Here is a 21340-nt window from a genome sequence, read left to right as displayed (position 1 = left end):
CCTATCGTTAGAACGCATTTCTGATAAAAGCCCGACGCCGAGCCATAGATGGCTTTCTGGAAGCCGCAGATGAGGCAATGCTGAGGGGGGAGGCGTCCGACCTGTCCCCCTTGCCAGCGCACCGCACCCAATCAGGCTATGTATTTCTGCCACGCCGGCAGCATCCGAGCGCTGGGTGGAAAGATGGACCAGAATTGTCCGCCGCCCGCGATCCATTTCTCGTGCCGCTTCAAGACCTTGTCCTCGTTCTCCGTATTCACACCGAGCAGGCAGATGTCGACCCCTTGCTCATATAAGGCATCGCTGCCAACGATGGGCAGGCCAGTACCAGGCATCCAGGTATTCTGCTTTTCCGGCTGATCGTCAACGATGAAATCAATATTGCCGGTCATACGGGTGAAGTTGAGCAGGCAAAAACCGCGCGAGCCGGCGCCGTAGACGGCGATCTTCTTACCCTGACGCTTGAACTGCGCCAGCTCCTGGTTGATATCCCGGATGAAGGGCTGCCACTGCGCGGCATAGTCCAGATTCTGCTCGCGCAGGGAAGAGACATAGCTGAGGTCGGAAGGAACCTGCCCCTTCTTGCGCGCCAGGACGAAAATGCCCTCGCCGCTGAAGACAAAGACCTCACTATGCACGATTTCGACATTGGCCCGCGCGAGGAACTCACGCAAGGTATCCCGCGTGAAGTAATTGACGTGTTCCTCCCACAGTCCATAGTCGTGTGTGCGCAAATTGCATTCGAAGTTGGGAACTTCGATGAGCACATATCCACCGTCTTGCACCAGGGTTTCAATGCAAGCTGCCACGCCGCGCAGATCGCTCATGTGTTCAAGGTTCTGGCGTGAGACGAACAAATTGAACTGACCACGCTGGGCAACGATCTTCCTTGCCAGGTCCGGGGTGAGGAAGTCGCGTATGACGTCCACCCCTTTGGCAATGGCCAGGTCGTAGGCATCCTGTGCTGGCTCAACACCTACCGCATTGGTGAACCCCTGGAGCTTGAGCTGCTCCAAAAAACCACCGTCATTGCAACCGATTTCAATAATGCCTGATCCGGACTCCATACCATCCAGGGTCTTGATCAGTTCGATCTGCGGCAACAGATGCGGCTGGAATTTCCATGCGCTGATGGTGACGTAATTGGCATAGATGACGTCAGGCGGACATGCATCGACCAATTGGGTGAGGCCGCAGTGTTCGCAAAAGTGCAACTTGACAGGCCAGACAGGACGCTCCTCATCCGGCTTGGTCAAATAGTGTTTGGCGACCGGAAACTCTCCGAAGTTGATCAATTCGGTAAGCTCGGTGCCGCCGCACAGATTGCATTCATGCTGGTTATTCATGCTCGGTGATGCTCCATGTTGTCGGTTCTACAAAGGTATTGAGACTACATGGGCCATGTCGTCACTGATCTCTCAGGTCAGCGTCACCAGTCACCATTAACCAGTTGTGCTCAACAGCTATGGCGCAACCACAGGCTGCCGCCTTGGCTGATTCGCTCTGGCATACGCGAAATTAACGAGGCCATCACTGCTGGTTCACAAGTGCCCATGAATTGGCTCGACCATATCACTTCCCGGTGGCCATTGAATTGCAGAAAAGCGAGGGTGAGATACTGTTCATCCCAATTGCGACCTTGATCGATCAATAAGATCAGAGAGAAGTAACTTCCCATATCGATCACAATTTTCTCCCATCTCCACCCAACATCCTTCTACATGAAACAACTTTCGTATTCAGGGATGCGCTGACGATTGCGGCTCCAGCAATTCCCGCATGGCCAGCCGCACCACCTCCGCCTGCGTGGCCTGCGGAAAGCGCCGCCGCTGACGTGCCACCAGCGCATCGACGCGGGCGCGGTCGCCGTGGCACAGCTCGGTCATGCGTTCGGTGATCTCCAGGTAGCCATGCGGGTCGTGCAAAGGCAGGTCGGTGCGATTGACATGGCGCAGCCAGGCGCGGTCGGCGGCATAGACCGCAAGCAGGGCAAAGGAAATCAGCAGGGGCCAGATCAGCATGAGGGTCTCGCAGGCGGGTAAAGACGCGATTGTGAAACGCGCCTGCCGGGCCAGCCATCGCCGGGCAACGAGAATTGCCCGCTATTGCACACTCAGAGCGCCAGCCATTCGCGCTGCAAGTCCTGATCGGCTTGCAGCGCAGCGGGCGTCCCATGGAAGACCATCTCGCCGCGTCCCATCACATATGCCCGTTGCGACAGCTCCAGCGCAATGGCCTGCTTCTGCTCGATCAACAGCACCGCCACGTCGCGCTGGCGCAGCAGTTCCAGGTAATGCGCCACCTGCTCCACCATCTGCGGCGACAATCCTTCAGTGGGCTCATCGATGAGCAGCAAGGAAGGATTGCCCAGCAAGGCCCGACCCAGCGCCAGCATCTGCTGCTCGCCGCCCGAGAGTGCGCCGGCGGCCACCTTGTGGCGTCTGGCCAGGGCCGGAAACAAGGCATACACCTCTTCCTCGCGCCAACCGTGGGCCGACGCGCGCCCGCTCTTGCGCCCCAGCAGCAGGTTCTGCGCCACGGTGAGCGTGGGGAAGACATCGCGGCTTTCCGGCACGTAGCCGATGCCGCGTCGGGCGATGGCATGGGTCGGCAGGCCAGCGATATCGTCGCCGTCGAAGTCGATCCCACCACGGCTGCGCACCAGCCCCATCAAGGCCTTGAGCAAGGTGGAGCGGCCCGCACCATTGCGACCGAGGATGCTGACGATCTCGCCGCGCTGCACCTCCAGCGACACCCCATGCAGCACGTGGCTCTGGCCGTACCAGGCGTGCAGGCGGTCCACCCGGAGCAAGCTGTCGGACTTATCCATGGCGCCTCCGGTCCAGGTACAGTGCCTGCACCTGCGGGTTGGCGCGGATGCGCTGGGCGCTGTCGCAGGCGATCACGCGGCCATTGTCCATGACCGCGATGCGGTCGGCCAGATCGAACACCACCTGCATATCGTGCTCCACCATCAGCAAGGTCTTGCCCACGGTGACCTCACGGATCAAGGCCACCATGGCCGCACTCTCGGCCCGGCTCATCCCGGCCGTGGGTTCGTCCAGCAGGATCACGGAGGCATCGGCGGCAATGGTGACGGCCAATTCCAGCGCCCGTTGTTCGGCATAGCTCAACTCGCCTGCGGCCACCTCGGCCCGGGCGGCCAGGCCGACTTTGTCCAGCACCGCATGAGCGCGTGCGTTGGCGTCGCGCAACTGGCTGATGCGGCGCCAGAAGGCGTAGCGGTAGCCCAGCGTCCACAGCAGCGCACAGCGCACGTTCTCGAAGGCGCTCAGGCGGGGAAACAGGCTGGTGATCTGGAAGCTGCGCGCCAAACCCAGCCGGTTGATCTGCTGGGGCGAGTCGCGCGTGATGTCGCGGCCATGCAGCAGCACGCGCCCGGCATCGGCACGATAGCGGCCGGATACCAGGTTGAAGAGACTGGACTTGCCGGCGCCATTGGGACCGATCAAGGCGCAGCGTTCGCCGGCCTGCAATTGCAGGTCCACCCCGCACAGGATCTGGCTGCGCTCGAAGGCCTTGTGCAGGCCGTGAAGTTCCAGCGCATACGCGGTACTCATCGGCCCTCCCCCTGGCGTCGCCAGAACACCAGTCCAACCGTGCCGGCAGCCGCCAGCAACAAGGCGACCAGCCAGGGCAGCAGTGAATGGACATCGATGGACCACCCCCACCACACCAGTGGCGCCGCCCCTTCGGCGGTATCGCTCAAGCTGCCCAGGCTGGTCTGGTAAGCCATTTCGGTGGCCAGCACCACGCCGGCCAGGGTCACCAGTGCTGCGAGCAGCCAAGCGGCCAGGCGCGCCATCATGCGTGCCTCCAGACGACCGCTGCGCAGTGTGCGCCAGCCCCGGTCGATCAGGCTGGCCAGCCCCCCCGGGGCGGTCATCACGATCAGAATGAAGAACGCGCCCAGATAGAATTGCCAGGCCTGGGTGTAGGCCGACAGCCAGGAGGAAAACAGCACGCCGACCACGCCCCCGACGATGGGACCATAGAAATAGGCGGTGCCGCCGATGAAGGTAAACAACAGGATGGTGCCGGAGCGCAGCGCCCCGACATATTCGGCGCTGACGATTTCGAAATTGATGGCCGACAGGCCGCCCGCCACCCCGGCAAAGAAGGCCGACAAGATCAGCGCCAGGTAACGTACCCGCTGCGGATCGTAGCCGATGAAGGCGGCGCGCTCGGGGTTGTCGCGCACGGCATTGAGCATACGGCCCAGGGGCGTTTGACGCAGCGCGTAGATGGCCATGGTGCAGACCAGCAGCCAGCCAGAGATCAGGTAATAGACCTGGATCTGCGGCCCATAGCTGATGCCCAGCACCGGCTCGCCGATGACGCGGTTACCGGAAATGCCGCCCTCGCCGCCGAAGACCTCCGGCAACATCAGTACGCACGCCGACACCAGTTCCACCAGCCCCAGCGTGATCATGGCGAAGGTGGTACCGGCCCGGCGCGTGGTCGGGTAACCCAGCACCAGCGCACACAGCGCACCGGTCAAGCCAGCGGCCAGAGGTACCAGCGTCACCGGAAACACCAGCGCGCCTGCGGCCATGCGGTTCATCAGGTGGATCGCACCGAAGGCCCCCAGCCCTGAATAGACGGCATGGCCGAAGGAGAGCATCCCGCCCTCGCCCAGCAGCATGTTGCAGGACAGGCAGAGTAAGACCATCGTGCCCATCTGCGACAGCAGCGACAGGGCCGCGCTCTGCGGCCATACCAGCGGCGCGGCCAGCAGGAGCAGCGCGAAGATCAACCAGGGCAGCACGAGCCGTTTCACCGCTCACCCCTCCCGCTTTCCCATGAGACCCTTGGGCCGCACGATCAACATCACCACCAACAGCAGGTAGGGCAAGACCGGCGCCACCTGGGCCAGGGTCAGGCGCGCCAGGGGAGCCAGCGCACTGCCGGCGGGCAGCTGCACGCCCAGGCTGGCCAGCGAGACATCCAGCACCACGGCAAAGGTCTGCATCAGTCCGATCAGGAGCGAGGTGATGAAGGCTCCGACCAGCGAACCCAGCCCGCCCACCACCACCACCACGAAGATGATGCTGCCCACGGCCCCCGCCATGCCCGGTTCGGTGACGAAGGCATTGCCGCCGATGACACCGGCCAGCGCCGCCAGCGCACAGCCGCCGCCAAACACCAGCATGAACACGCGCGGCACGTTGTGGCCCAGCGCCTCGACCATCTGCGGATGGGTCAGCGCGGCCTGGATCACCAGGCCGATGCGGGTATGGCGCAACAGCAGCCACAAGGCCAACAACATCAGCACCGACACCAGCAGCATGAAGCCGCGATAGACCGGGAAGGCTGTCGAATAAAGCGTAAACAGCGTGCCGTCCAGCTCAGGCGGGATGCGGTAAGGCACGGGAGAACGCCCCCACACCAGTTGTACCAGTTCCACCACCAGGTAGGACAGGCCGAAAGTGAACAATAATTCCGGCACGTGCCCATAGCGATGCACGATGCGCAAACCGTAATGCTCCACCAGCGCCCCGGCCACGCCCACCACCAGCGGTGCCAGCAGCAGCGCCGGCCAGAAGCCCAGCACGCCGGCAATGGCATAGGCGACATAGGCTCCCAGCATGTAGAAGCTGGCATGGGCGAAGTTGGGCACGCCCATCATGCTATAGATGAGGGTCAAGCCCGAAGACAGCAGGAACAGCAAAAAGCCGTAGCCCAGGCCGTTCAAGAAGGTGATCAGCGCGAATTCCAAATTGTCAGCCTTGCCGGGGATGCGGAAATTGAATGGATCGAAGAAGCCGAAGCTGGCGGCCAAGCGCGGCCGCCAGCAAAAGTGCAGCGATCCTATGGGATTGGCGCTTCTCTGTCAAAATAGCGGATTGCAGAGCGCTTCTGGCGCGACAGGCTGAATATGACGCTTTCTTCTCCACTCATTGACTCGCTTTCCTATCCGCTGCCCCCTTTCGGCAACCGTTTCGCCGACCTGCCGCCGGCCTTCTATACCCGGTTGCAGCCCACGCCCCTGCCCGCCCCTTACCTGGTGGGCTTCAGCGATGCGGCAGCAGCTAGCGTGGGGCTGGCACGGCCGGCTGAAGAGGATCGCAGCTTCCTCGACATCTTCGCCGGCAACCAGATCGCGCCCGGCTCCATGCCGCTGTCGGCGGTCTATTCGGGGCATCAGTTCGGGGTCTGGGCCGGCCAGTTGGGCGATGGGCGCGCCATCACGCTGGGCGATCTGGCGGCCACCGATGGCCAGGGCCGCATCGAACTGCAACTCAAGGGCGCGGGCCTGACGCCCTATTCACGCATGGGCGATGGCCGTGCCGTACTGCGCTCCTCGATCCGCGAATTCCTCTGTTCGGAAGCCATGGCAGCGCTTGGCATCCCGACCACCCGGGCGCTGACCGTGATCGGCTCGGACCAGCGCGTACTGCGCGAGAGTGCCGAAACGGCGGCGGTGGTCACGCGCATGGCGCCCAGCTTCATCCGCTTCGGCTCCTTCGAGCACTGGTACTACAACCAGCGCTTCGATGAGCTGAAGGTATTGGGCGACACCGTGCTGGAACAGTTCTATCCAGCACTGCTGCAGGAAGACAACCCCTACCAGGCGCTACTGCAGGAAGTCACCCGCCGCACCGCCACGCTGATGGCGCAATGGCAGGCGGTGGGTTTCATGCACGGGGTGATGAACACCGACAACATGTCCATCCTCGGCCTGACGCTGGACTATGGCCCCTTCGGCTTCATGGAAGCCTTCGACGCCCGCCACATCTGCAACCATACCGATGGCCAGGGCCGCTACAGCTACCAGATGCAGCCCCGCATCGGCCAGTGGAACTGTTTCGCGCTGGGTCAGGCGATGCTGCCGCTGATAGGCTCGGTGGAACAGACCGAGGCTGCGCTGGCCGGCTATGAAGCCGTCTTCCAGGCGCAGTACGACGCCCTGTTGCGCGCCAAGCTGGGCTTGAGGACGCAGCAGGCCGACGACACCCGCTTGATCGAGGCCTTGTTTGCCATCCTGCAAGCCAATCACGTCGATTTCACATTGTTCTTCCGCCGCCTGGGCGACTTGCAGATCAGCAACACCGCCAACGATGAAGCGCTGCGCGACCTCATCCTCGACCGTCCCGCCTTCGATGCCTGGGCCGCGCAATACCGCGTCCGGCTGCGTGCAGAAGACAGCGACGATGCAGTGCGCCGGCTTGCAATGCATCGGGTCAACCCCAAATACGTGCTACGCAACTACCTCGCCCAGGTCGCCATCGAACGGGCCCAGCACAAGGACTTCAGCGAAGTGGCGCGCCTGCAGGCCATCCTCAGCCGCCCCTTCGACGAACAGCCCGAGTTCGACCGATACGCCGACCTGCCCCCCGACTGGGCCAGCCATCTCGAAGTAAGCTGCTCTTCCTGAAGCTTTCTTCCTGAACCGGCCGCATCATCCCGTCGCCCCTCAACACCAAGGAGCCAAGCATGAACAAACGAGTAGAAAAGACCGAAGCCGAGTGGCGCGCCCAGCTCGACCCGATCGAATACCAGGTCACCCGCGAAGCCGCCACCGAGCGCGCCTTCACCGGCCGCTACTGGGACCACCACGAAGCCGGCACCTATACCTGCGTGTGCTGCGATACCCCGCTGTTCACCTCGGACGCCAAGTTCGACTCCGGCTGCGGCTGGCCGAGCTACTTCGAACCCATCGATGCGGCCAACGTGCGCGAGAAAGTAGACCGCAGTTATGGCATGATTCGCACCGAGATCATCTGCAATGTCTGCGACGCCCACCTGGGCCACGTCTTCCCCGACGGCCCGCCGCCGACCGGATTGCGCTATTGCATCAATTCGGCTTCGCTGCGCTTCGACCCGGCGTAAGCCGGCCCGCCAAGGTTTTATTTTATTGACTCACTGAAGAAGCCACCCGATGAAGTTCCTGTTCGACCTGTTCCCCGTCATCCTGTTTTTCGGCGTCTTCAAATGGGCCGAGGGCCATCCTTCGGCCGCGCAAGACCTGGTGATGCACTACCTGGGCGGGGCCATGTCGGCCGGCGCCGTCACCGCCACCCAAGCCCCGATCCTGCTCTCCACCGCGGTCGCCATCATCGCCTCGCTGGGCCAGATCGCCTGGTTGCTGCTGCGTCGGCGCAAGGTCGATGCCATGCTGTGGGTGTCGCTGGCCATCATCGTGGTCTTCGGCGGCGCTACCATCTATTTCCGTGACGATACCTTCATCAAGTGGAAGCCAACCATTTTGTACTGGTGCTTCGGCGTGGCCCTGCTGGGGTCGCAGTGGTTCATGAAGAAGAACCTGATTCGCGTCATGATGGAAAAACAGGTGACCCTGCCCGAGCCGATCTGGCCGCGCCTGAACCTGGCCTGGATCGTCTTCTTTGCCGTCATGGGCGTCTTGAATCTCTATATCGCCTTCAACTACCCGCTCGACACCTGGGTCAACTTCAAGATGTTCGGCAGCATGGGCCTGATGTTTGCCTTCATCATCGGCCAGAGCCTGTTCCTGTCCAAGTACATGAAGGATGAGCAATGAGCGGCGCCGACACCCGCGTAGCGCGCATCACCGCGCGCCTGACTGCAACTTTCTCGCCGACCGTCTGTCTGGTCGAGGACGAGTCTGCCCTGCACGCTGGACATGCGGGCGCAGCCTCTGGCGGAGGACACTACAGGATCCGCCTGGTTTCGAACTTGTTCGAGGGCAAAAATCGCTTGCAGCGCCATCGGCTGGTGTATGATTGCCTGTCCGATCTGATGCAGCAGGAGATCCATGCGCTGGCCATCGTGGCGCACTCCCCGTCAGAGGCAACGAACTGAGATCAAGAACCAAGAACGACGCCTGAATTCCAAGCCCCTCCTGTTTTCTTCTCCGTTTTGATTCATTCCTTTCATTTCTAGGATTCAACAATGACATTCAAACCCGCTCGTCTGCTGGTGCTGCTGTTTGCAATCGCTTCCGTCCCGGCCTTCGCACAAAACCTGGCTGTGGTGAACGGCAAGGCGATTCCCTCCTCCCGCGCCGACCTCATGGTCAAGCAGATGACTGCCCAAGGCCAACCCGACAGCCCGCAGCTGCGCAGCGCCATCAAGGAAGAACTGATCAACCGTGAAATCCTGATGCAGGAAGCCGACAAGCAAGGTCTGGCCAACAGCACCGACGTCAAGAACCAGCTGGAACTGGCACGCCAGTCCATCGTGATTCGCGCCCTGATCGCCGACTACCTGAAGAAGAACCCGGTCTCGGACGCCGACATCAAGGCTGAATACGACAAGTTCAAGGCCCAGGCCGGCGACAAGGAATACCACGCCCGCCACATCCTGGTGGACAAGAAGGAAGACGCCGAAGCCATCATCGCCAAGTTGAAGGCCGGCACCAAGTTCGAAGACCTGGCCAAGCAATCCAAGGACACCGGTTCGGCAGCCAACGGCGGCGACCTGGACTGGGCGACCCCGGCCTCCTTCGTCAAGCCTTTCTCCGACGCCATGGTGGCCCTGAAGAAGGGTGAAATCACCCAGACTCCGGTGCAGACCCAGTTCGGCTGGCACGTGATCAAGCTGGAAGACGTGCGTCCGGCCAAGGTCCCGACCCTGGACGAAGTCAAGCCGCAGATCGCCGAAGCCCTGCAACAGAAGAAGCTGCAGGCTTACCAGGAACAACTGCGCGCCAAAGCCAAGGTGCAATAAGCGCCCGCTGCACGGCCGCCGCCTGGCAGACTGAAGGAAGACCTAGCGCCTTCCTTCACACCCCCTGAGAACATGCCCGGACAAGGTTTCCTTGCCGGGCATGTTGCTTTTTAGCTACGTTTTCATGCACAAGTTCTGCGCGAGGCTGCAAAAAGTCATTCAAAACATCCAGAAATCCGCCGAAAAACCGCTATTTCATGTCCTCCTGCAGCTCAAAAAATCCATCTCGTGATTCATAGTGGAAATTTATTTTTATAAAAAATTTATCCAACAAAATTTTCATAAAAATATAAATGAAATAAATAATTTAAAAAACATAATTTTTCCGCAGTATTTCATGCATTTTGCAAAGCATCGTTCTGATATTCTTCGATCCAGTTCCAAATAGGGACAGGCTGCGATCGGCCACGCTTGGCGTGACGCAGCGATAAAAGAGGTGTTTCAGGGAGAGGCACACAAGGCTGATCCACGGCACCATCACAAACACAACATCGTGCTTTCTGGAGAGAAACCTATGAAGAAGAGTTCCATGCTGCTGTTGGCAGCCGGCCTGACCACCGGCGGCGCAGCGTTTGCCCAATCCAACGTGACCATCTACGGCATTGTCGATACCAGCATCCACTATCTGAATAATGCCAATGCCAAGGGCAACAGCAATGTACGCATGGATAACGGCGCCATCGCCAACAGCCGTCTCGGCTTCAAGGGTAGCGAAGACCTGGGTGGTGGTCTGAAGGCCATGTTCCAGTTGGAAAACGGCTTCAGCAGCGATAACGGCGCCATGCTGCAAGGTGGCTCGTTGTTCGGCCGTCAATCGTGGGTCGGTCTGCAAGGCGCCTACGGCAAGGTGCGCGTGGGTCGTCAGAATACTCCGCTGTTCGACCTGCTGGCTGACCACTTCGATCCGCTGACCGTAGGCAACTACGCCAGCAACTCCTGGCTGCCGGCGGCCGCCTCCCTGGTGCGTACCCCCAACATGCTGCGCTATGACGGCCAATTCGGCCCCGTGGCCGCATCGGCAAGCTGGGCCTTCGGCGAGAAGGCCGGTTCCATCCGCACCGGTAGCCAGTTCAGCAGCGCCCTGCGCTACACCGCTGGCCCCCTGTCCCTGGGCGGCGGCTATCAGCAGACCGTGGATGCCACCAACTCCAGCTTCAAGGACACTGTCTGGAACCTGTCGGCTTCCTATGACTTCGGTCCGGCCAAGATCTTCGGCGGCTGGTTCAACATCAAGGATCGTACTGGCACCACCGGTGCCTTCATGGCCGCCGATAGCGATGTCGGCACTTCCTCGCAATGGACCGTGGCCAGCACGTCGGCTGCCACCCCGGGCAACCAACGTAAGGACAATGGTTTCTTCCTGGGTTCCAGCTACAAGGCCACCAGCGCCCTGACCCTGACCGGCGCGTTCTACTATGACCGCAGCAAGAACGTCTCTTATGTCAGCACCGGCAATGTCGGCGACGGCAAGCGTTATGCCGTGGTGGGCTGGGCCGACTACGCACTGTCCAAGCGCACCCAGTTGTACACCACCGTGGACTACAACAAGGCCAAGGACGCTGCCGTGTATGAGCTGACCAGCTCGCCCTCCGGCAAGACCAGCGTGACCACCGTCGGCGTGGGCATCCGTCACATCTTCTGATCCGGCTTGAGGTGTGAGCATTGCTCTCCTGCGGGAGAGCGTGATCCACCCAGACAGGCAGCAGAAACAAAAAACGCAGTTCCTTTCGGAACTGCGTTTTTTTTCACCCTGGATTTCTAGCCCCTCGCGGACTGCCGCACACGCTGGGCAGCCCTCGAAGAAAGCTTCATATCAAGCCGATTCAGGCTCAACCCACCCACTTACGGGCATTGCGGAACATGCGCATCCACGGCGAATCCTCGCCCCAGGACTCAGGGTGCCAGGACTGGGTCACGGTACGGAACACGCGTTCGGCGTGCGGCATCAGGACCGTGAAGCGGCCGTCCGGCGTGGTCACCGAAGTGATGCCCTGCGGCGAGCCGTTGGGGTTGAACGGATAGGCCTCGGTGGCCGCGCCGCGATGATCGACGTAGCGCATGGCGATGATGGCACGGTCGATGTCGCCGGTCTGCGAAAAGTCGGCGAAACCTTCACCGTGGGCGGTGGCAATCGGCGCCTGGGTACCGGCCATGCCCTGCATGAAGATGGAGGGCGAATCGGCCACTTCCACCATCACGAAACGCGCCTCGAACTGCTCGGACTTGTTGCGGGTGAACTTGGGCCAGGCTTGGGCGCCGGGGATCATGGACTTCAGGTTGCTCATCATCTGGCAACCGTTACAGATGCCCAGCGAGAAGGTGTCCTGGCGCTGGAAGAAGCGCGAGAACTGCTCGGCCAGCGCCGCATTGAACAGGATGGTCTTGGCCCAGCCTTCACCGGCGCCCAGCACGTCACCGTAGGAGAAGCCACCCACGGCGATGAAGCCCTTGAAGTCATCCAGTTTGGCGCGATTGGCGATCAGGTCGCTCATGTGCACGTCCACCGCCGTGAAACCGGCCTTGTGCATGGCATAGGCGGTCTCGATGTGCGAGTTCACGCCCTGCTCGCGCAGGATGGCGACCTTGGGACGCGCCGCTGCGCCCAGCGACAGGTAGGGTGCGGCGATGTCTTCCTGCGGATCGAACGTCAGCTTGGGCGTCATGCCCGGGTCGGCCGCGTCCAGCAAGCGTTCGTATTCGGCATCGGCGCAGGCCGGGTTGTCGCGCAGGCGGGCGATGCGCCAGCTGGTTTCGCTCCAGACGCGATGCAGCTCGGCGCGCGGCTGGCCGTAGATGTTCTTGGCGTCGCGCATGAATTCGATCACGTCGCGATCGTTGGGCTTGCCGATGATATGGCTGCACGCGCCCAGGTTGTAGGTGCGCAGCACGTTCATGACTTCCGACTTCTGCTCGGCCGGGACCTGGATCACGGCGCCCAGTTCTTCGCTGAACAGCGCGCGCAGGGTCAGTTCATTGCGGCGCTCGGCCACTTGCGTGGTCCAGTTCTTGGAGTCGCCCCAATCGGCGGCGTGCTCGGCTTCCATGGTCAGGATGTCGAGGTTGACCGAGATACCGGTATGGCCAGCGAAGGCCATTTCGGCCAAGGTGGCATACAGGCCGCCGTCGGAACGGTCGTGGTAGGCCAGCAGGCGGTCTTCGGTGTTGAGTTGCTGGATGGCGTTGAAGAAGGCCTTCAGGTCTTCGGCGCTATCGACGTCCGGGGTCTCGTTGCCGATCTGCTGCATCACCTGCGTCAAGGCCGAAGCCCCCATGCGGTTCTTGCCACGGCCCAGGTCGATCAGGATCAGGACAGTCTCGCCCTTGTCCTTGCGCAGTTGCGGCGTGAGCACGCGGCGCACATCGGTCACCGGCGCAAAACCGGAGACGATCAGCGAGACCGGCGAAGTCACCGACTTGGCGCCCTCTTCATCGCTCCAGGTGCTGCGCATGGACAGCGAATCCTTGCCCACCGGGATCGAGATGCCCAGTGCCGGGCACAGCTCCATGCCCACGGCCTTGACGGTATCGAACAGCGCGGCGTCCTGGCCGGGCTGGCCGCAGGCGGCCATCCAGTTGGCCGAGAGCTTGATGTCGCCGATCTCGGCGATGGGCGCGGCGGCAATGTTGGTGATAGCTTCACCGACGGCCATGCGGCCCGAGGCCGGGGCGTCGATCACGGCCAGCGGGGTGCGCTCGCCCATGGCCATGGCTTCACCCAGATAGCCTTCCAGGCCCATGGCGGTCACGGCCACGTCGGCCACCGGCACCTGCCAGGGACCGACCATCTGGTCGCGCACGGTCATGGCGCCGACGCTGCGGTCGCCGATGGTGATCAGGAAGGACTTGTCGGCCACGGCCGGCAGGCGCAGCACGCGCTGGGCCACCTCCACCAGGTCCATGCCAGTCAGGTCCACTGGGGGCAGTTGCTTCTCGACGTGCTGCACATCGCGGTGCATCTTGGGCGGCTTGCCCAGCAGCACGTCCATGGGCATATCGACCGGGCTGTTGTTGTGCTCGGGGTCGATCACCTTCAGTTGACGTTCTTCGGTGGCCGTACCGACCACGGCGAAGGGCGCGCGCTCGCGCTCGCACAGGTATTTGAACAGGGGCAGGTGTTCCGGCAGGATCGCCAGCACGTAACGCTCCTGGGATTCATTGCTCCAGATCTCGCGCGGGGCCAGGCCGCTTTCTTCCAGGGGGACTTTGCGCAGGTCGAAGATGGCGCCGCGCTTGGCATCGTTGGTGATTTCAGGGAAGGCGTTGGACAGACCGCCTGCTCCCACGTCGTGGATGGACTGGATCGGGTTCTCGTCACCCAGCGCCCAGCAGGCATTGATGACTTCCTGGGCGCGACGCTCCATTTCCGGGTTGCCACGCTGCACCGAATCGAAGTCCAGGTCGGCGGTATTGACGCCGGTGGCCATCGAGGAAGCGGCGCCGCCGCCCATGCCGATGCGCATACCGGGGCCGCCCAGCTGGATCAGCAGGCTGCCCACCGGCAGGTCGTTCTTCTTGGTGTGCTTGGCCGAGATGTTGCCCATGCCGCCGGCAATCATGATGGGCTTGTGATAGCCCATGACCTGGCCGCCCACGTTCTGCTCGTAGGTGCGGAAGTAACCGCCCAGGTTGGGACGGCCGAATTCGTTGTTGAAGGCGGCGCCCCCGAGCGGGCCGTCGATCATGATCTGCAGGGGCGAGGCGATGCGCTCGGGCTTGCCATAGATGCCACCCTGGGCGTGCTCGGCACGCTCGGCGACCGGCTGGGCCACGTCGCGGGCGTTTTCCCAGGGTTGCACGGCGTGGGTGACCATCAGGTTGGAGACGGTGAAGCCAGTCAGGCCGGCCTTGGGCTTGGAGCCACGGCCGGTCGCGCCTTCATCGCGGATCTCGCCGCCGGCGCCGGTGGACGCGCCCGGAAACGGGGAAATGGCGGTCGGGTGGTTGTGGGTTTCCACCTTCATCAGGATGTGGGTCAGCTCGTCCGAAGCTTCATACACATTGCCCTTGGTGGCGCCGCGCTGGTAGAAGCGCGAGACGGTCGCGCCCTCGATGATGGAGGAGTTGTCCGAATAGGCCACCACGGTGCCCTTGGGCGCCAGTTGGTGGGTGTTCTTGATCATGCCGAAGAGCGACTTGTCCTGCTTCTCGCCGTCGATGGTCCAGTCGGCGTTGAAGATCTTGTGGCGGCAGTGTTCGCTGTTGGCCTGGGCGAACATCATCAGTTCGACGTCGGTGGGATTGCGCTGGGCCTTGGTGAACGCTTCCACCAGGTAATCGATCTCATCGTCCGACAGCGCCAGGCCCAGTTCGGTGTTGGCGCGTTCCAGCGCGGCGCGGCCGCCGCCGATCACGTCGACCGACTCCAGTGGCTTGGCCTGCAGTTCCGAGAACAGACCGGCTGCATCTTGGGGATCACGCAGCACGGTCTCGGTCATGCGATCATGCAGCAGTGCGGCCACGGCCGGGAGGCTGGCTTCGTTGAGTTTCTTGGCGCCGCCCAACAGGCCCGTCTTGACCTGCACGCGGAAGATGATGCCGCGCTCCACGCGGTGGATGTGGCCCATGCCGCAATTGCGCACGATGTCGGTGGCCTTGCTGGCCCAGGGCGAGATGGTGCCGAAACGCGGAATCACCACGAAGGCGTCGCCCTCGTCGCTGCCGTTGAAAGGGTCGCCGTAGGTCAACAGGCCGTTGAGACGGGCCTCATCCTCTTGCGTCAGGGCCTTGGCATCGACGAAATGCAGGTAGCGGCCGGATACGCCGGTGATGGCGGCATCCACTGCTTGCAATTGGGTCAGAAGGCGTTGGGTACGGAAAGCGGAAAGGGCATTGGAGCCCGGCAGGATCAGCATGGCGAGGTCGAGGCAGTTAGCTTGAATCGGGAAAACCGTGGCAGCATCGCGGCAGGGACCGGTCCAGCGGCACCGACCAGCCCCGGATGCCGCATTGCACAAGGAAAAAACGTGCAGGCCTAGGGGTGGCGGAATGATGGATCGTGCGCGCGTTAGCTGGCAGAGCCGGCATTATACAGTGGACACCGCGCCAAGTCCCGTGCAAAGCGAGCAGCCCTGGCATCGTTTCCTGGCCGCTGTCATCGCCCTTCCCGCTCCAAACGTTGTCCTGCCACGAAGGACATGCCTTGCTTCGGGACGACGCCGGGATGTAGCACTGCGGCAATATCTGAACGGCAAGGAAATTTCGCGGTATCATTCGGCCCGCATCGGACCATGGCCTGCCCCTGTGAACGCGCAGCGAGCAGCACAACTCACCGCCCGATGCCCATGACCACAGCGGCCACGCCGCCTCCAAGACGAATAGAGTGAATAGCACACATCGACAGATCGCCGTCATCGGCGGGGGACTTTCAGGGATATGCAGCGCCTACTTCCTGGCCGCCAAGGGCTATGAAGTCGCCGTGATCGAGCGCCGCGCCCATGTGGCCGAAGAAGCCACCTTCGGCGACACGGGCCTGTTGGCGCCGGGAGTGGCCACGCCCCTGACCTTGCCGGGCGCCATGGCCACCTTCGCCTGCCGCTTCCAGGATGAGCCGCGCGTGCTGCTGGCGTCCGGTACCGACTTCGGCCGCCGCCGCTGGATGGGCCGCACGCGCCAGGCGCAACAGTATTTTGCACAGAACAAACTGCGCCTGTCGCGCCTGTCGGCCTATGGCCAGGCCCTGACCCTGCAATTGCAGACGCATTACAACCTGGAACACGAGAACGGCAATGGCGTATTCCACCTGTTCCGCCTGCCGGCCGAAGCAGCGCGCATGGGGCAGATGCAGGAAGCCGCCGAACAATGCGAGTTCAAGCACCAGGCTCTGGACACGGAGGCGATCCGCGCCCTGGAGCCGGCCTTCTCTTCCGGCGCCGCCCTGGCCGGCGCGCTCTACTATCCCGATGACATCGCCGGCAACTGCGTGCTGTTTGCCAAGCAGATGCGCAATGCGGCCCAGGAACTGGGCGTGCGTTTCCATTTCGATTCCACCGTCACCGCCATCCAGGCCGAATTCGGCGGGCGCGTCATGCTGCAGCTACAGTCGCCGCACCTGGCTTCGCAGATGCGGGTCGATGCCGTGGTGGTGGCCGCCGGCATGTCCAGCGCCGAGTTGCTGCGTCCGCTCGATACCGACCTGCCGCTACGCCCGCTGCAAAGCTATTCGGCCCTGGTGCCGGTCAAGAATCCAGATGACGCGCCCAGCATGGCGCTCTACGACGACAGCTACAAGGTCGCCATGACCCGCCTGGGCGGGCGCATCCGCATCAGCGGCCTGCTGGGCTTCGTGCAGCCCTCGCAGACACTGCCGCCCAAGGCCTTGCGCAACCTGCTCAAGATTGCCGGCGACTATTACCCCAATGCCGCCAACTACAACCAGGCCCACTTCTGGAGCAATACCATGGCCCTGTTGCCGCATGGCCTGCCCCTGATCGGGCCGACCCGGCAGGGCAATGTGTTCGTCAACGTCGGCCATGGCGCTACCGGCTGGGCAGCCAGCGTGGGCTCGGCGCGTCTGCTGGCCGACCTGGTGGCCGGGGAAGAGACCGAAATACCGACCGAAGGCCTGTTGCCACGCGACGTGCTGGCTTGATGACGTGATGGCGGCCAGATCGGCGCGAGGCGATACACGAGATACACGATTCGCGCCGATTTTTTTCATCTGTCGGCGCTCTGCGCGGGCAGCATAATTCCCTTAAAATTCACATCGTCGTTACACCTGCTCCCGGCCAGCCCCCACCCGCCTGGACTAGCTTCATCCACGCAGCATTAACCTTCATACGCCAGCGATCCCGATCATGAGCGCGCTCTATTCTGTTGCCGAGATCCGCCAAGTCGAACAAGCCGCCCTGTCCGCCCTGCCCCCTTACACCCTGATGCAACGCGCCGGCGCCGCCATTGCCGAGCAGGCGCAGCAACTGCTGTGCTCGGCCACGGCGTCCTCGCCCTCGGTGCTGATCCTGGCCGGCCCCGGCAACAATGGGGGTGATGCGCTGGAAGCGGCTTGCCTGCTGGAAGAAGCCGGCATCGAAGTGAGCGTGCAACTCCATGCCGACCCAAGCCGCCAGCCGCCCGATGCCCGCTGTGCCCTGGCCCGCGCACGCGAGGCCGAGATCCAGTTCATCGACGACCTCAGCGACGCCGCCCTGCGCGCGCAATCCTGGGCGCTGGTGATTGATGGCCTGTTCGGTATCGGCCTGGCACGAGCGCCCGGCCCGGCGCTGCGGCCCATCATCGACTACGTCAACAGCCTGCGCTGCCCGGTGCTGTCCATCGATGTGCCCAGCGGCCTGGATGCCGATACCGGCAGCATCGTCGGTGCTCGCGACGGGGTGGCGGTACAGGCCACCCATACCATTACCTTCATCGGCGACAAGCCCGGCCTGCATACCTGCGACGGCAGCGACCACAGTGGCCACATCGTGGTGGAGCCACTGGACATCGAGCCCCGTTTGCTGCGGCCGGCGCGCGCCTTCCTCAACGGCCCGCAGAGCTTTGCCACTGCGCTCAAGCCACGCGCCAACAACAGCCACAAGGGCAGCTATGGCGACGTGATCGTGGTCGGGGGGGCACGCGGCATGGCCGGCGCGCCGGTGCTGGCCGCCCGCACGGCCGCCTTTGGCGGTGCCGGACGGGTCTACGTGGCCTTCGTCGATGACGGCCTGGCCTATGACGACAAGCACCCGGAACTGATGTTCCGCCTGGCCGACCGCGTCGAATTCGGTGCCAGCGCGGCACTGGTGGTGGGCCCCGGCATGGGCACCTCGCGCCACGCCCATGACCTCCTGGCGCGCGCGCTGGAAAGCGAAGCCGACATCGTCATCGATGCCGATGCCCTGAACCTGATCTCGGCCGAGCCGACCCTGCAACACAAGCTGCACAGCCGCAGTCACACGGGTGCGGCCATCACCAGCATCATCACGCCGCATCCGCTGGAAGCAGCGCGACTGCTCGACAGCACCACCCAGCAAGTCCAGCAGGATCGCCCCCAGGCGGCGCGTCTGTTGGCGCGCCAGTTCAATGCCATCACCGTGCTCAAGGGCGCAGGGACGGTCATCGCATTCCCTGATGGCCAGATCGCCATCAACCCCAGCGGCAACCCGGCATTGTCCACCGCCGGCACCGGCGATGTCCTGTCGGGCCTGTGCGGAGCGCTGCTGGCCCAGGGCTGGCCTACGCGCGCCGCCGCCCTGGCCGCGACCTGGATCCACGGCGCAGCGGCCGACCAGTTGGTGGCCGCAGGCCAGGGGCCGGTGGGGCTGACTGCCAGCGAATTCATACCGGCCATCCGAGCCGTGTTCAACCAAATCCTCCGAGACCATGTCCAGCGCCGTCCTGCCACATCCCCGCATCGCCCACAGTCATAAACTGGGCATCCTGTTCCTCATTTCGGGGCTCTGGACACTGTCACTGCTCGATACCGCCGGCAAGCTGCTGGCCCTGGCCGGCTATCACGTGGTGATGATTGCCTGGATGCGCTACACCATCAACCTGTTCTTCATGGCGGCCACGCTGGCGCCGCTGTACCGCCGCCGGCACGGACGCAGCATCCTGCAATCGAACCGGCTCGGCCTGCAATTGGGGCGCGGGGCGCTGCTGCTGGGCTCGACCCTGATTTTCTTTTCGGTGTTGAAGATCGTGCCGCTGGCCGAAGGCACGGCCATGAATTTCTGCGCGCCGCTGATCGTGCTGGCGATCTCGCCCTGGCTATTGGGCGAGCGCAGCTATGTCTCGCGCTGGATCGCGGTATTGATCGGGTTTAGTGGAATGCTGATCGTGATCCGCCCCAGTGGCGACATCCCGCCCTACGGCGTGGCGCTGGGGCTGATCTCGGCCCTGACCCAGGCCTTGCTGTCGATCCTCAACCGCAAGGCCAGCCAGGCGGACAACCCCATGGTGACGCTGTTCTACGGGGCGCTGGTGGGCAGCGTGGCGTCGACCTTGATGGTGCCCTTCTTCTGGACCAGCCATACGCCCAGCATGGTCGAACTGGCGATCCTGGTCTCCACCGGCATTACCAGCACCATCGGCCACTTCCTGCAGAACACCGCCTACAAGCACGCCGAGGCCTCGGTGCTGACACCCTTCTTCTATGCCCAGATCATCTCGGCCTGCGGCATGGGCTGGCTGGTGTTCGGACAATTCCCGGACAGCATCACGGTGCTGGGCATTGCCATCATCTGCGCCAGCGGCATCGGCATTGCCTACATCGAACACAAGCGCGCCCACCCGCTGCCCCCGGCCGATCCCATGGAATTGGTCTGAAGCGCTTCAGACCAGGCGGCCAGCGGCAATGGTGAGAGTGCGCTCGCAGCGTGCGGCGATACCGTTGTCGTGGGTCACCAGCACCAGGGTGGAGCCGCGTTCGCGGTTCAGTTCGAACATCAACTGGATCACCGATTCGCCGGTGGCGGCATCCAGGCTGCCGGTGGGCTCATCGGCAAACAACAGGGGCGGCTCGGTGACGAAGGCGCGTGCCAGCGCCACGCGCTGCTGCTCGCCCCCGGATAGGTATTTGGGGTAATGCTTCAGGCGACTGCCCAGGCCCACCCGTCCCAACATCTGTTCGGCCTTGGTGCGGGCCTGGCTGTCGCCGCGCAACTCCAGCGGCAGCATCACGTTTTCCAGCGCATTGAGGTGGCCCAGCAACTGGAAGGACTGGAATACGAAGCCCAGCTTGCGCTTCCTCAGCAGCGCCCGGCCGTCTTCGTCGAGGGCGTAGATGTCTTCCCCATCCAGGCGCACGGAACCTTCGCTGGGGGTATCCAGTCCAGCCAAGAGGCCCAGCAAGGTCGATTTACCGGAACCGGAGGCGCCGACGATGGCCACCGTGGTACCGGCAGCCACGGTAAAATCGATGCCGCTCAAGATGGTCAGCCGTCCAGAAGGCGCGGCGACGTCGGCAACGTGTTTGGACAACTGAAGGACTTCAATGGCGGCAATGATGGCGGGACTGGCGGTAGCGGAAGCAGGCATTCAAGGCAATCGGGCAAGGTGGTCCGGGATCGGGTCGGCGCGCACGGCGCTAAGCAACGGGCTGTTGCGCCTGCTGCTGGGCCTGGCCCTGGTGCTGGCGGCAACGAGCGCCTATTCTGCCCCAAAAAACCTGCTCGTGCTCGGCGACAGCCTCTCGGCCGAATACGGCCTGCAGCGCGGCAGCGGCTGGACCACCCTGTTACAGCAACGGCTGCAGCAGGACAAATCCGGCTTCCAGGTGGTCAATGCCAGCATCAGCGGCGACACCACCATCGGCGGACGCAACCGCCTGCCGGCGCTGATGACGCAGCACAAGCCGGCCGTGCTGGTGATCGAACTGGGTGCCAACGACGCCCTGCGCGGCCTGCCACTGAAAACCAGCCAGGACAACCTGCAAGCCATGATTGATCTGGCGCACGCGCAGAAGGCCAAGGTACTGCTGGTGGGGATGCAGATCCCGCCCAACTACGGTCCCGACTACACGCGCCGCTTTGCCGCCATGTACCAGGACCTGGCCAAGGCCAACAAGCTGGCCTTGGTGCCATTCTTCTTCGAAGGCATTGCCGCCGATCTGTCGCAGTTCCAGGCCGATCGCATCCATCCCAATGAACAGGCGCAACCACGGTTGCTGGACAATGTCTGGCCGTATCTGAAGCCCTTGCTGGGACTGAAGTAAGCGCCCTGCCCCTAAAAACAC

18 protein-coding genes are annotated in these 21340 nt (G+C 63.0%); 10 read left to right on the top strand and 8 right to left on the bottom strand.

Annotated features, from left to right (window positions below):
- Positions 1-131: 131 nt before the first annotated feature.
- From RC54_RS11300 to RC54_RS11275, 6 genes are all read right to left on the bottom strand, one after another.
- Positions 132-1346: a class I SAM-dependent methyltransferase gene (locus RC54_RS11300; protein ID WP_061789185.1), complete on the bottom strand. Its 1215-nt coding sequence runs from the start codon at positions 1344-1346 to the stop codon at positions 132-134.
- 393 nt (positions 1347-1739) lie between these two features.
- On the bottom strand, positions 1740-2021 hold the full coding sequence (locus tag RC54_RS11295) for a hypothetical protein (RefSeq protein ID WP_058895343.1): 282 nt from the start codon (positions 2019-2021) through the stop codon (positions 1740-1742).
- Positions 2022-2113: 92 nt separating this feature from the next.
- Entirely contained in the window at positions 2114-2830 is a 717-nt protein-coding gene (locus RC54_RS11290) for an ABC transporter ATP-binding protein (protein WP_061789186.1), read from the bottom strand.
- Complete coding sequence (locus RC54_RS11285) at positions 2823-3581, bottom strand: ABC transporter ATP-binding protein (protein WP_058895341.1); 759 nt, start codon at positions 3579-3581, stop codon at positions 2823-2825. The genes RC54_RS11290 and RC54_RS11285 overlap by 8 nt, the downstream gene beginning before the upstream one ends.
- A complete protein-coding gene (locus tag RC54_RS11280; RefSeq protein ID WP_058895340.1) occupies positions 3578-4801 on the bottom strand; it encodes a branched-chain amino acid ABC transporter permease in 1224 nt (407 codons plus the stop codon). Before RC54_RS11280 ends, RC54_RS11285 begins: the two co-directional genes overlap by 4 nt.
- A gap of 3 nt (positions 4802-4804) precedes the next feature.
- Entirely contained in the window at positions 4805-5740 is a 936-nt protein-coding gene (locus tag RC54_RS11275) for a branched-chain amino acid ABC transporter permease (protein WP_058897549.1), read from the bottom strand.
- Positions 5741-5899: 159 nt separating this feature from the next.
- Between RC54_RS11275 and RC54_RS11270 the strand changes: the two genes are divergently transcribed.
- From RC54_RS11270 to RC54_RS11245, 6 genes are all read left to right on the top strand, one after another.
- Complete coding sequence (locus tag RC54_RS11270) at positions 5900-7399, top strand: protein adenylyltransferase SelO (RefSeq protein WP_061789187.1); 1500 nt, start codon at positions 5900-5902, stop codon at positions 7397-7399.
- Between the two features lie 59 nt (positions 7400-7458).
- Positions 7459-7854, top strand: a complete 396-nt coding sequence (gene msrB / locus RC54_RS11265) for a peptide-methionine (R)-S-oxide reductase MsrB (RefSeq protein WP_058895338.1) — start codon at positions 7459-7461, stop codon at positions 7852-7854.
- 49 nt (positions 7855-7903) lie between these two features.
- Positions 7904-8524 (top strand): septation protein A, encoded by a 621-nt coding sequence (locus tag RC54_RS11260; protein WP_058895337.1) that lies wholly within the window; start codon positions 7904-7906, stop codon positions 8522-8524.
- Positions 8521-8805, top strand: coding sequence for a BolA family protein (locus RC54_RS11255; RefSeq protein WP_017451131.1), 285 nt, complete (start codon positions 8521-8523; stop codon positions 8803-8805). The genes RC54_RS11260 and RC54_RS11255 overlap by 4 nt, the downstream gene beginning before the upstream one ends.
- A gap of 90 nt (positions 8806-8895) precedes the next feature.
- Positions 8896-9672 (top strand): peptidylprolyl isomerase, encoded by a 777-nt coding sequence (locus RC54_RS11250; protein WP_058895336.1) that lies wholly within the window; start codon positions 8896-8898, stop codon positions 9670-9672.
- Between the two features lie 514 nt (positions 9673-10186).
- Positions 10187-11314 carry a porin gene (locus RC54_RS11245; protein WP_061789188.1) on the top strand — a complete coding sequence of 376 codons (1128 nt, stop codon included), beginning with the start codon at positions 10187-10189 and terminating at the stop codon, positions 11312-11314.
- Between the two features lie 187 nt (positions 11315-11501).
- On the opposite strand, the gene purL is transcribed toward RC54_RS11245, so the two are convergent.
- Complete coding sequence (gene purL / locus RC54_RS11240) at positions 11502-15524, bottom strand: phosphoribosylformylglycinamidine synthase (protein WP_061789189.1); 4023 nt, start codon at positions 15522-15524, stop codon at positions 11502-11504.
- 467 nt (positions 15525-15991) lie between these two features.
- On the opposite strand from purL, the gene RC54_RS11235 reads away from it, so the two are divergent.
- The 3 genes from RC54_RS11235 to RC54_RS11225 all read left to right on the top strand — a co-directional run bounded on the left by RC54_RS11235 (position 15992) and on the right by RC54_RS11225 (position 19932).
- Positions 15992-17260, top strand: a complete 1269-nt coding sequence (locus RC54_RS11235; RefSeq protein ID WP_061789190.1) for an FAD-dependent oxidoreductase — start codon at positions 15992-15994, stop codon at positions 17258-17260.
- A 205-nt stretch (positions 17261-17465) separates the two neighbouring features.
- Positions 17466-19034 carry a bifunctional ADP-dependent NAD(P)H-hydrate dehydratase/NAD(P)H-hydrate epimerase gene (locus RC54_RS11230; protein WP_061789191.1) on the top strand — a complete coding sequence of 523 codons (1569 nt, stop codon included), beginning with the start codon at positions 17466-17468 and terminating at the stop codon, positions 19032-19034.
- Positions 18988-19932 carry a DMT family transporter gene (locus RC54_RS11225; RefSeq protein ID WP_058895331.1) on the top strand — a complete coding sequence of 315 codons (945 nt, stop codon included), beginning with the start codon at positions 18988-18990 and terminating at the stop codon, positions 19930-19932. The genes RC54_RS11230 and RC54_RS11225 overlap by 47 nt, the downstream gene beginning before the upstream one ends.
- Positions 19933-19938: 6 nt before the next feature.
- On the opposite strand, the gene RC54_RS11220 is transcribed toward RC54_RS11225, so the two are convergent.
- Positions 19939-20643, bottom strand: a complete 705-nt coding sequence (locus tag RC54_RS11220; RefSeq protein ID WP_017451123.1) for an ABC transporter ATP-binding protein — start codon at positions 20641-20643, stop codon at positions 19939-19941.
- A gap of 64 nt (positions 20644-20707) precedes the next feature.
- On the opposite strand from RC54_RS11220, the gene RC54_RS11215 reads away from it, so the two are divergent.
- Positions 20708-21319, top strand: coding sequence for an arylesterase (locus RC54_RS11215; RefSeq protein WP_061789192.1), 612 nt, complete (start codon positions 20708-20710; stop codon positions 21317-21319).
- Positions 21320-21340 lie beyond the last annotated feature (21 nt).

Source organism: Herbaspirillum rubrisubalbicans (assembly GCF_003719195.1).
Taxonomy (GTDB): Bacteria; Pseudomonadota; Gammaproteobacteria; order Burkholderiales; family Burkholderiaceae_D; genus Herbaspirillum; species Herbaspirillum rubrisubalbicans.
This window is presented reverse-complemented; position numbering and strand designations above follow the sequence as displayed.

Excerpts from the sequence above, each read along its gene's own strand:
- RC54_RS11300 (WP_061789185.1), bottom strand. The coding sequence starts at position 1,346 with ATGAATAACCAGCATGAATGCAATCTGTGCGGCGGCACCGAGCTTACC.
- RC54_RS11295 (WP_058895343.1), bottom strand. The coding sequence starts at position 2,021 with ATGCTGATCTGGCCCCTGCTGATTTCCTTTGCCCTGCTTGCGGTCTAT.
- RC54_RS11290 (WP_061789186.1), bottom strand. The coding sequence starts at position 2,830 with ATGGATAAGTCCGACAGCTTGCTCCGGGTGGACCGCCTGCACGCCTGG.
- RC54_RS11285 (WP_058895341.1), bottom strand. The coding sequence starts at position 3,581 with ATGAGTACCGCGTATGCGCTGGAACTTCACGGCCTGCACAAGGCCTTC.
- RC54_RS11270 (WP_061789187.1), top strand. The coding sequence starts at position 5,900 with ATGACGCTTTCTTCTCCACTCATTGACTCGCTTTCCTATCCGCTGCCC.
- msrB (WP_058895338.1), top strand. The coding sequence starts at position 7,459 with ATGAACAAACGAGTAGAAAAGACCGAAGCCGAGTGGCGCGCCCAGCTC.
- RC54_RS11260 (WP_058895337.1), top strand. The coding sequence starts at position 7,904 with ATGAAGTTCCTGTTCGACCTGTTCCCCGTCATCCTGTTTTTCGGCGTC.
- RC54_RS11255 (WP_017451131.1), top strand. The coding sequence starts at position 8,521 with ATGAGCGGCGCCGACACCCGCGTAGCGCGCATCACCGCGCGCCTGACT.
- RC54_RS11250 (WP_058895336.1), top strand. The coding sequence starts at position 8,896 with ATGACATTCAAACCCGCTCGTCTGCTGGTGCTGCTGTTTGCAATCGCT.
- RC54_RS11245 (WP_061789188.1), top strand. The coding sequence starts at position 10,187 with ATGAAGAAGAGTTCCATGCTGCTGTTGGCAGCCGGCCTGACCACCGGC.
- purL (WP_061789189.1), bottom strand. The coding sequence starts at position 15,524 with ATGCTGATCCTGCCGGGCTCCAATGCCCTTTCCGCTTTCCGTACCCAA.
- RC54_RS11230 (WP_061789191.1), top strand. The coding sequence starts at position 17,466 with ATGAGCGCGCTCTATTCTGTTGCCGAGATCCGCCAAGTCGAACAAGCC.
- RC54_RS11225 (WP_058895331.1), top strand. The coding sequence starts at position 18,988 with ATGTCCAGCGCCGTCCTGCCACATCCCCGCATCGCCCACAGTCATAAA.
- RC54_RS11220 (WP_017451123.1), bottom strand. The coding sequence starts at position 20,643 with ATGCCTGCTTCCGCTACCGCCAGTCCCGCCATCATTGCCGCCATTGAA.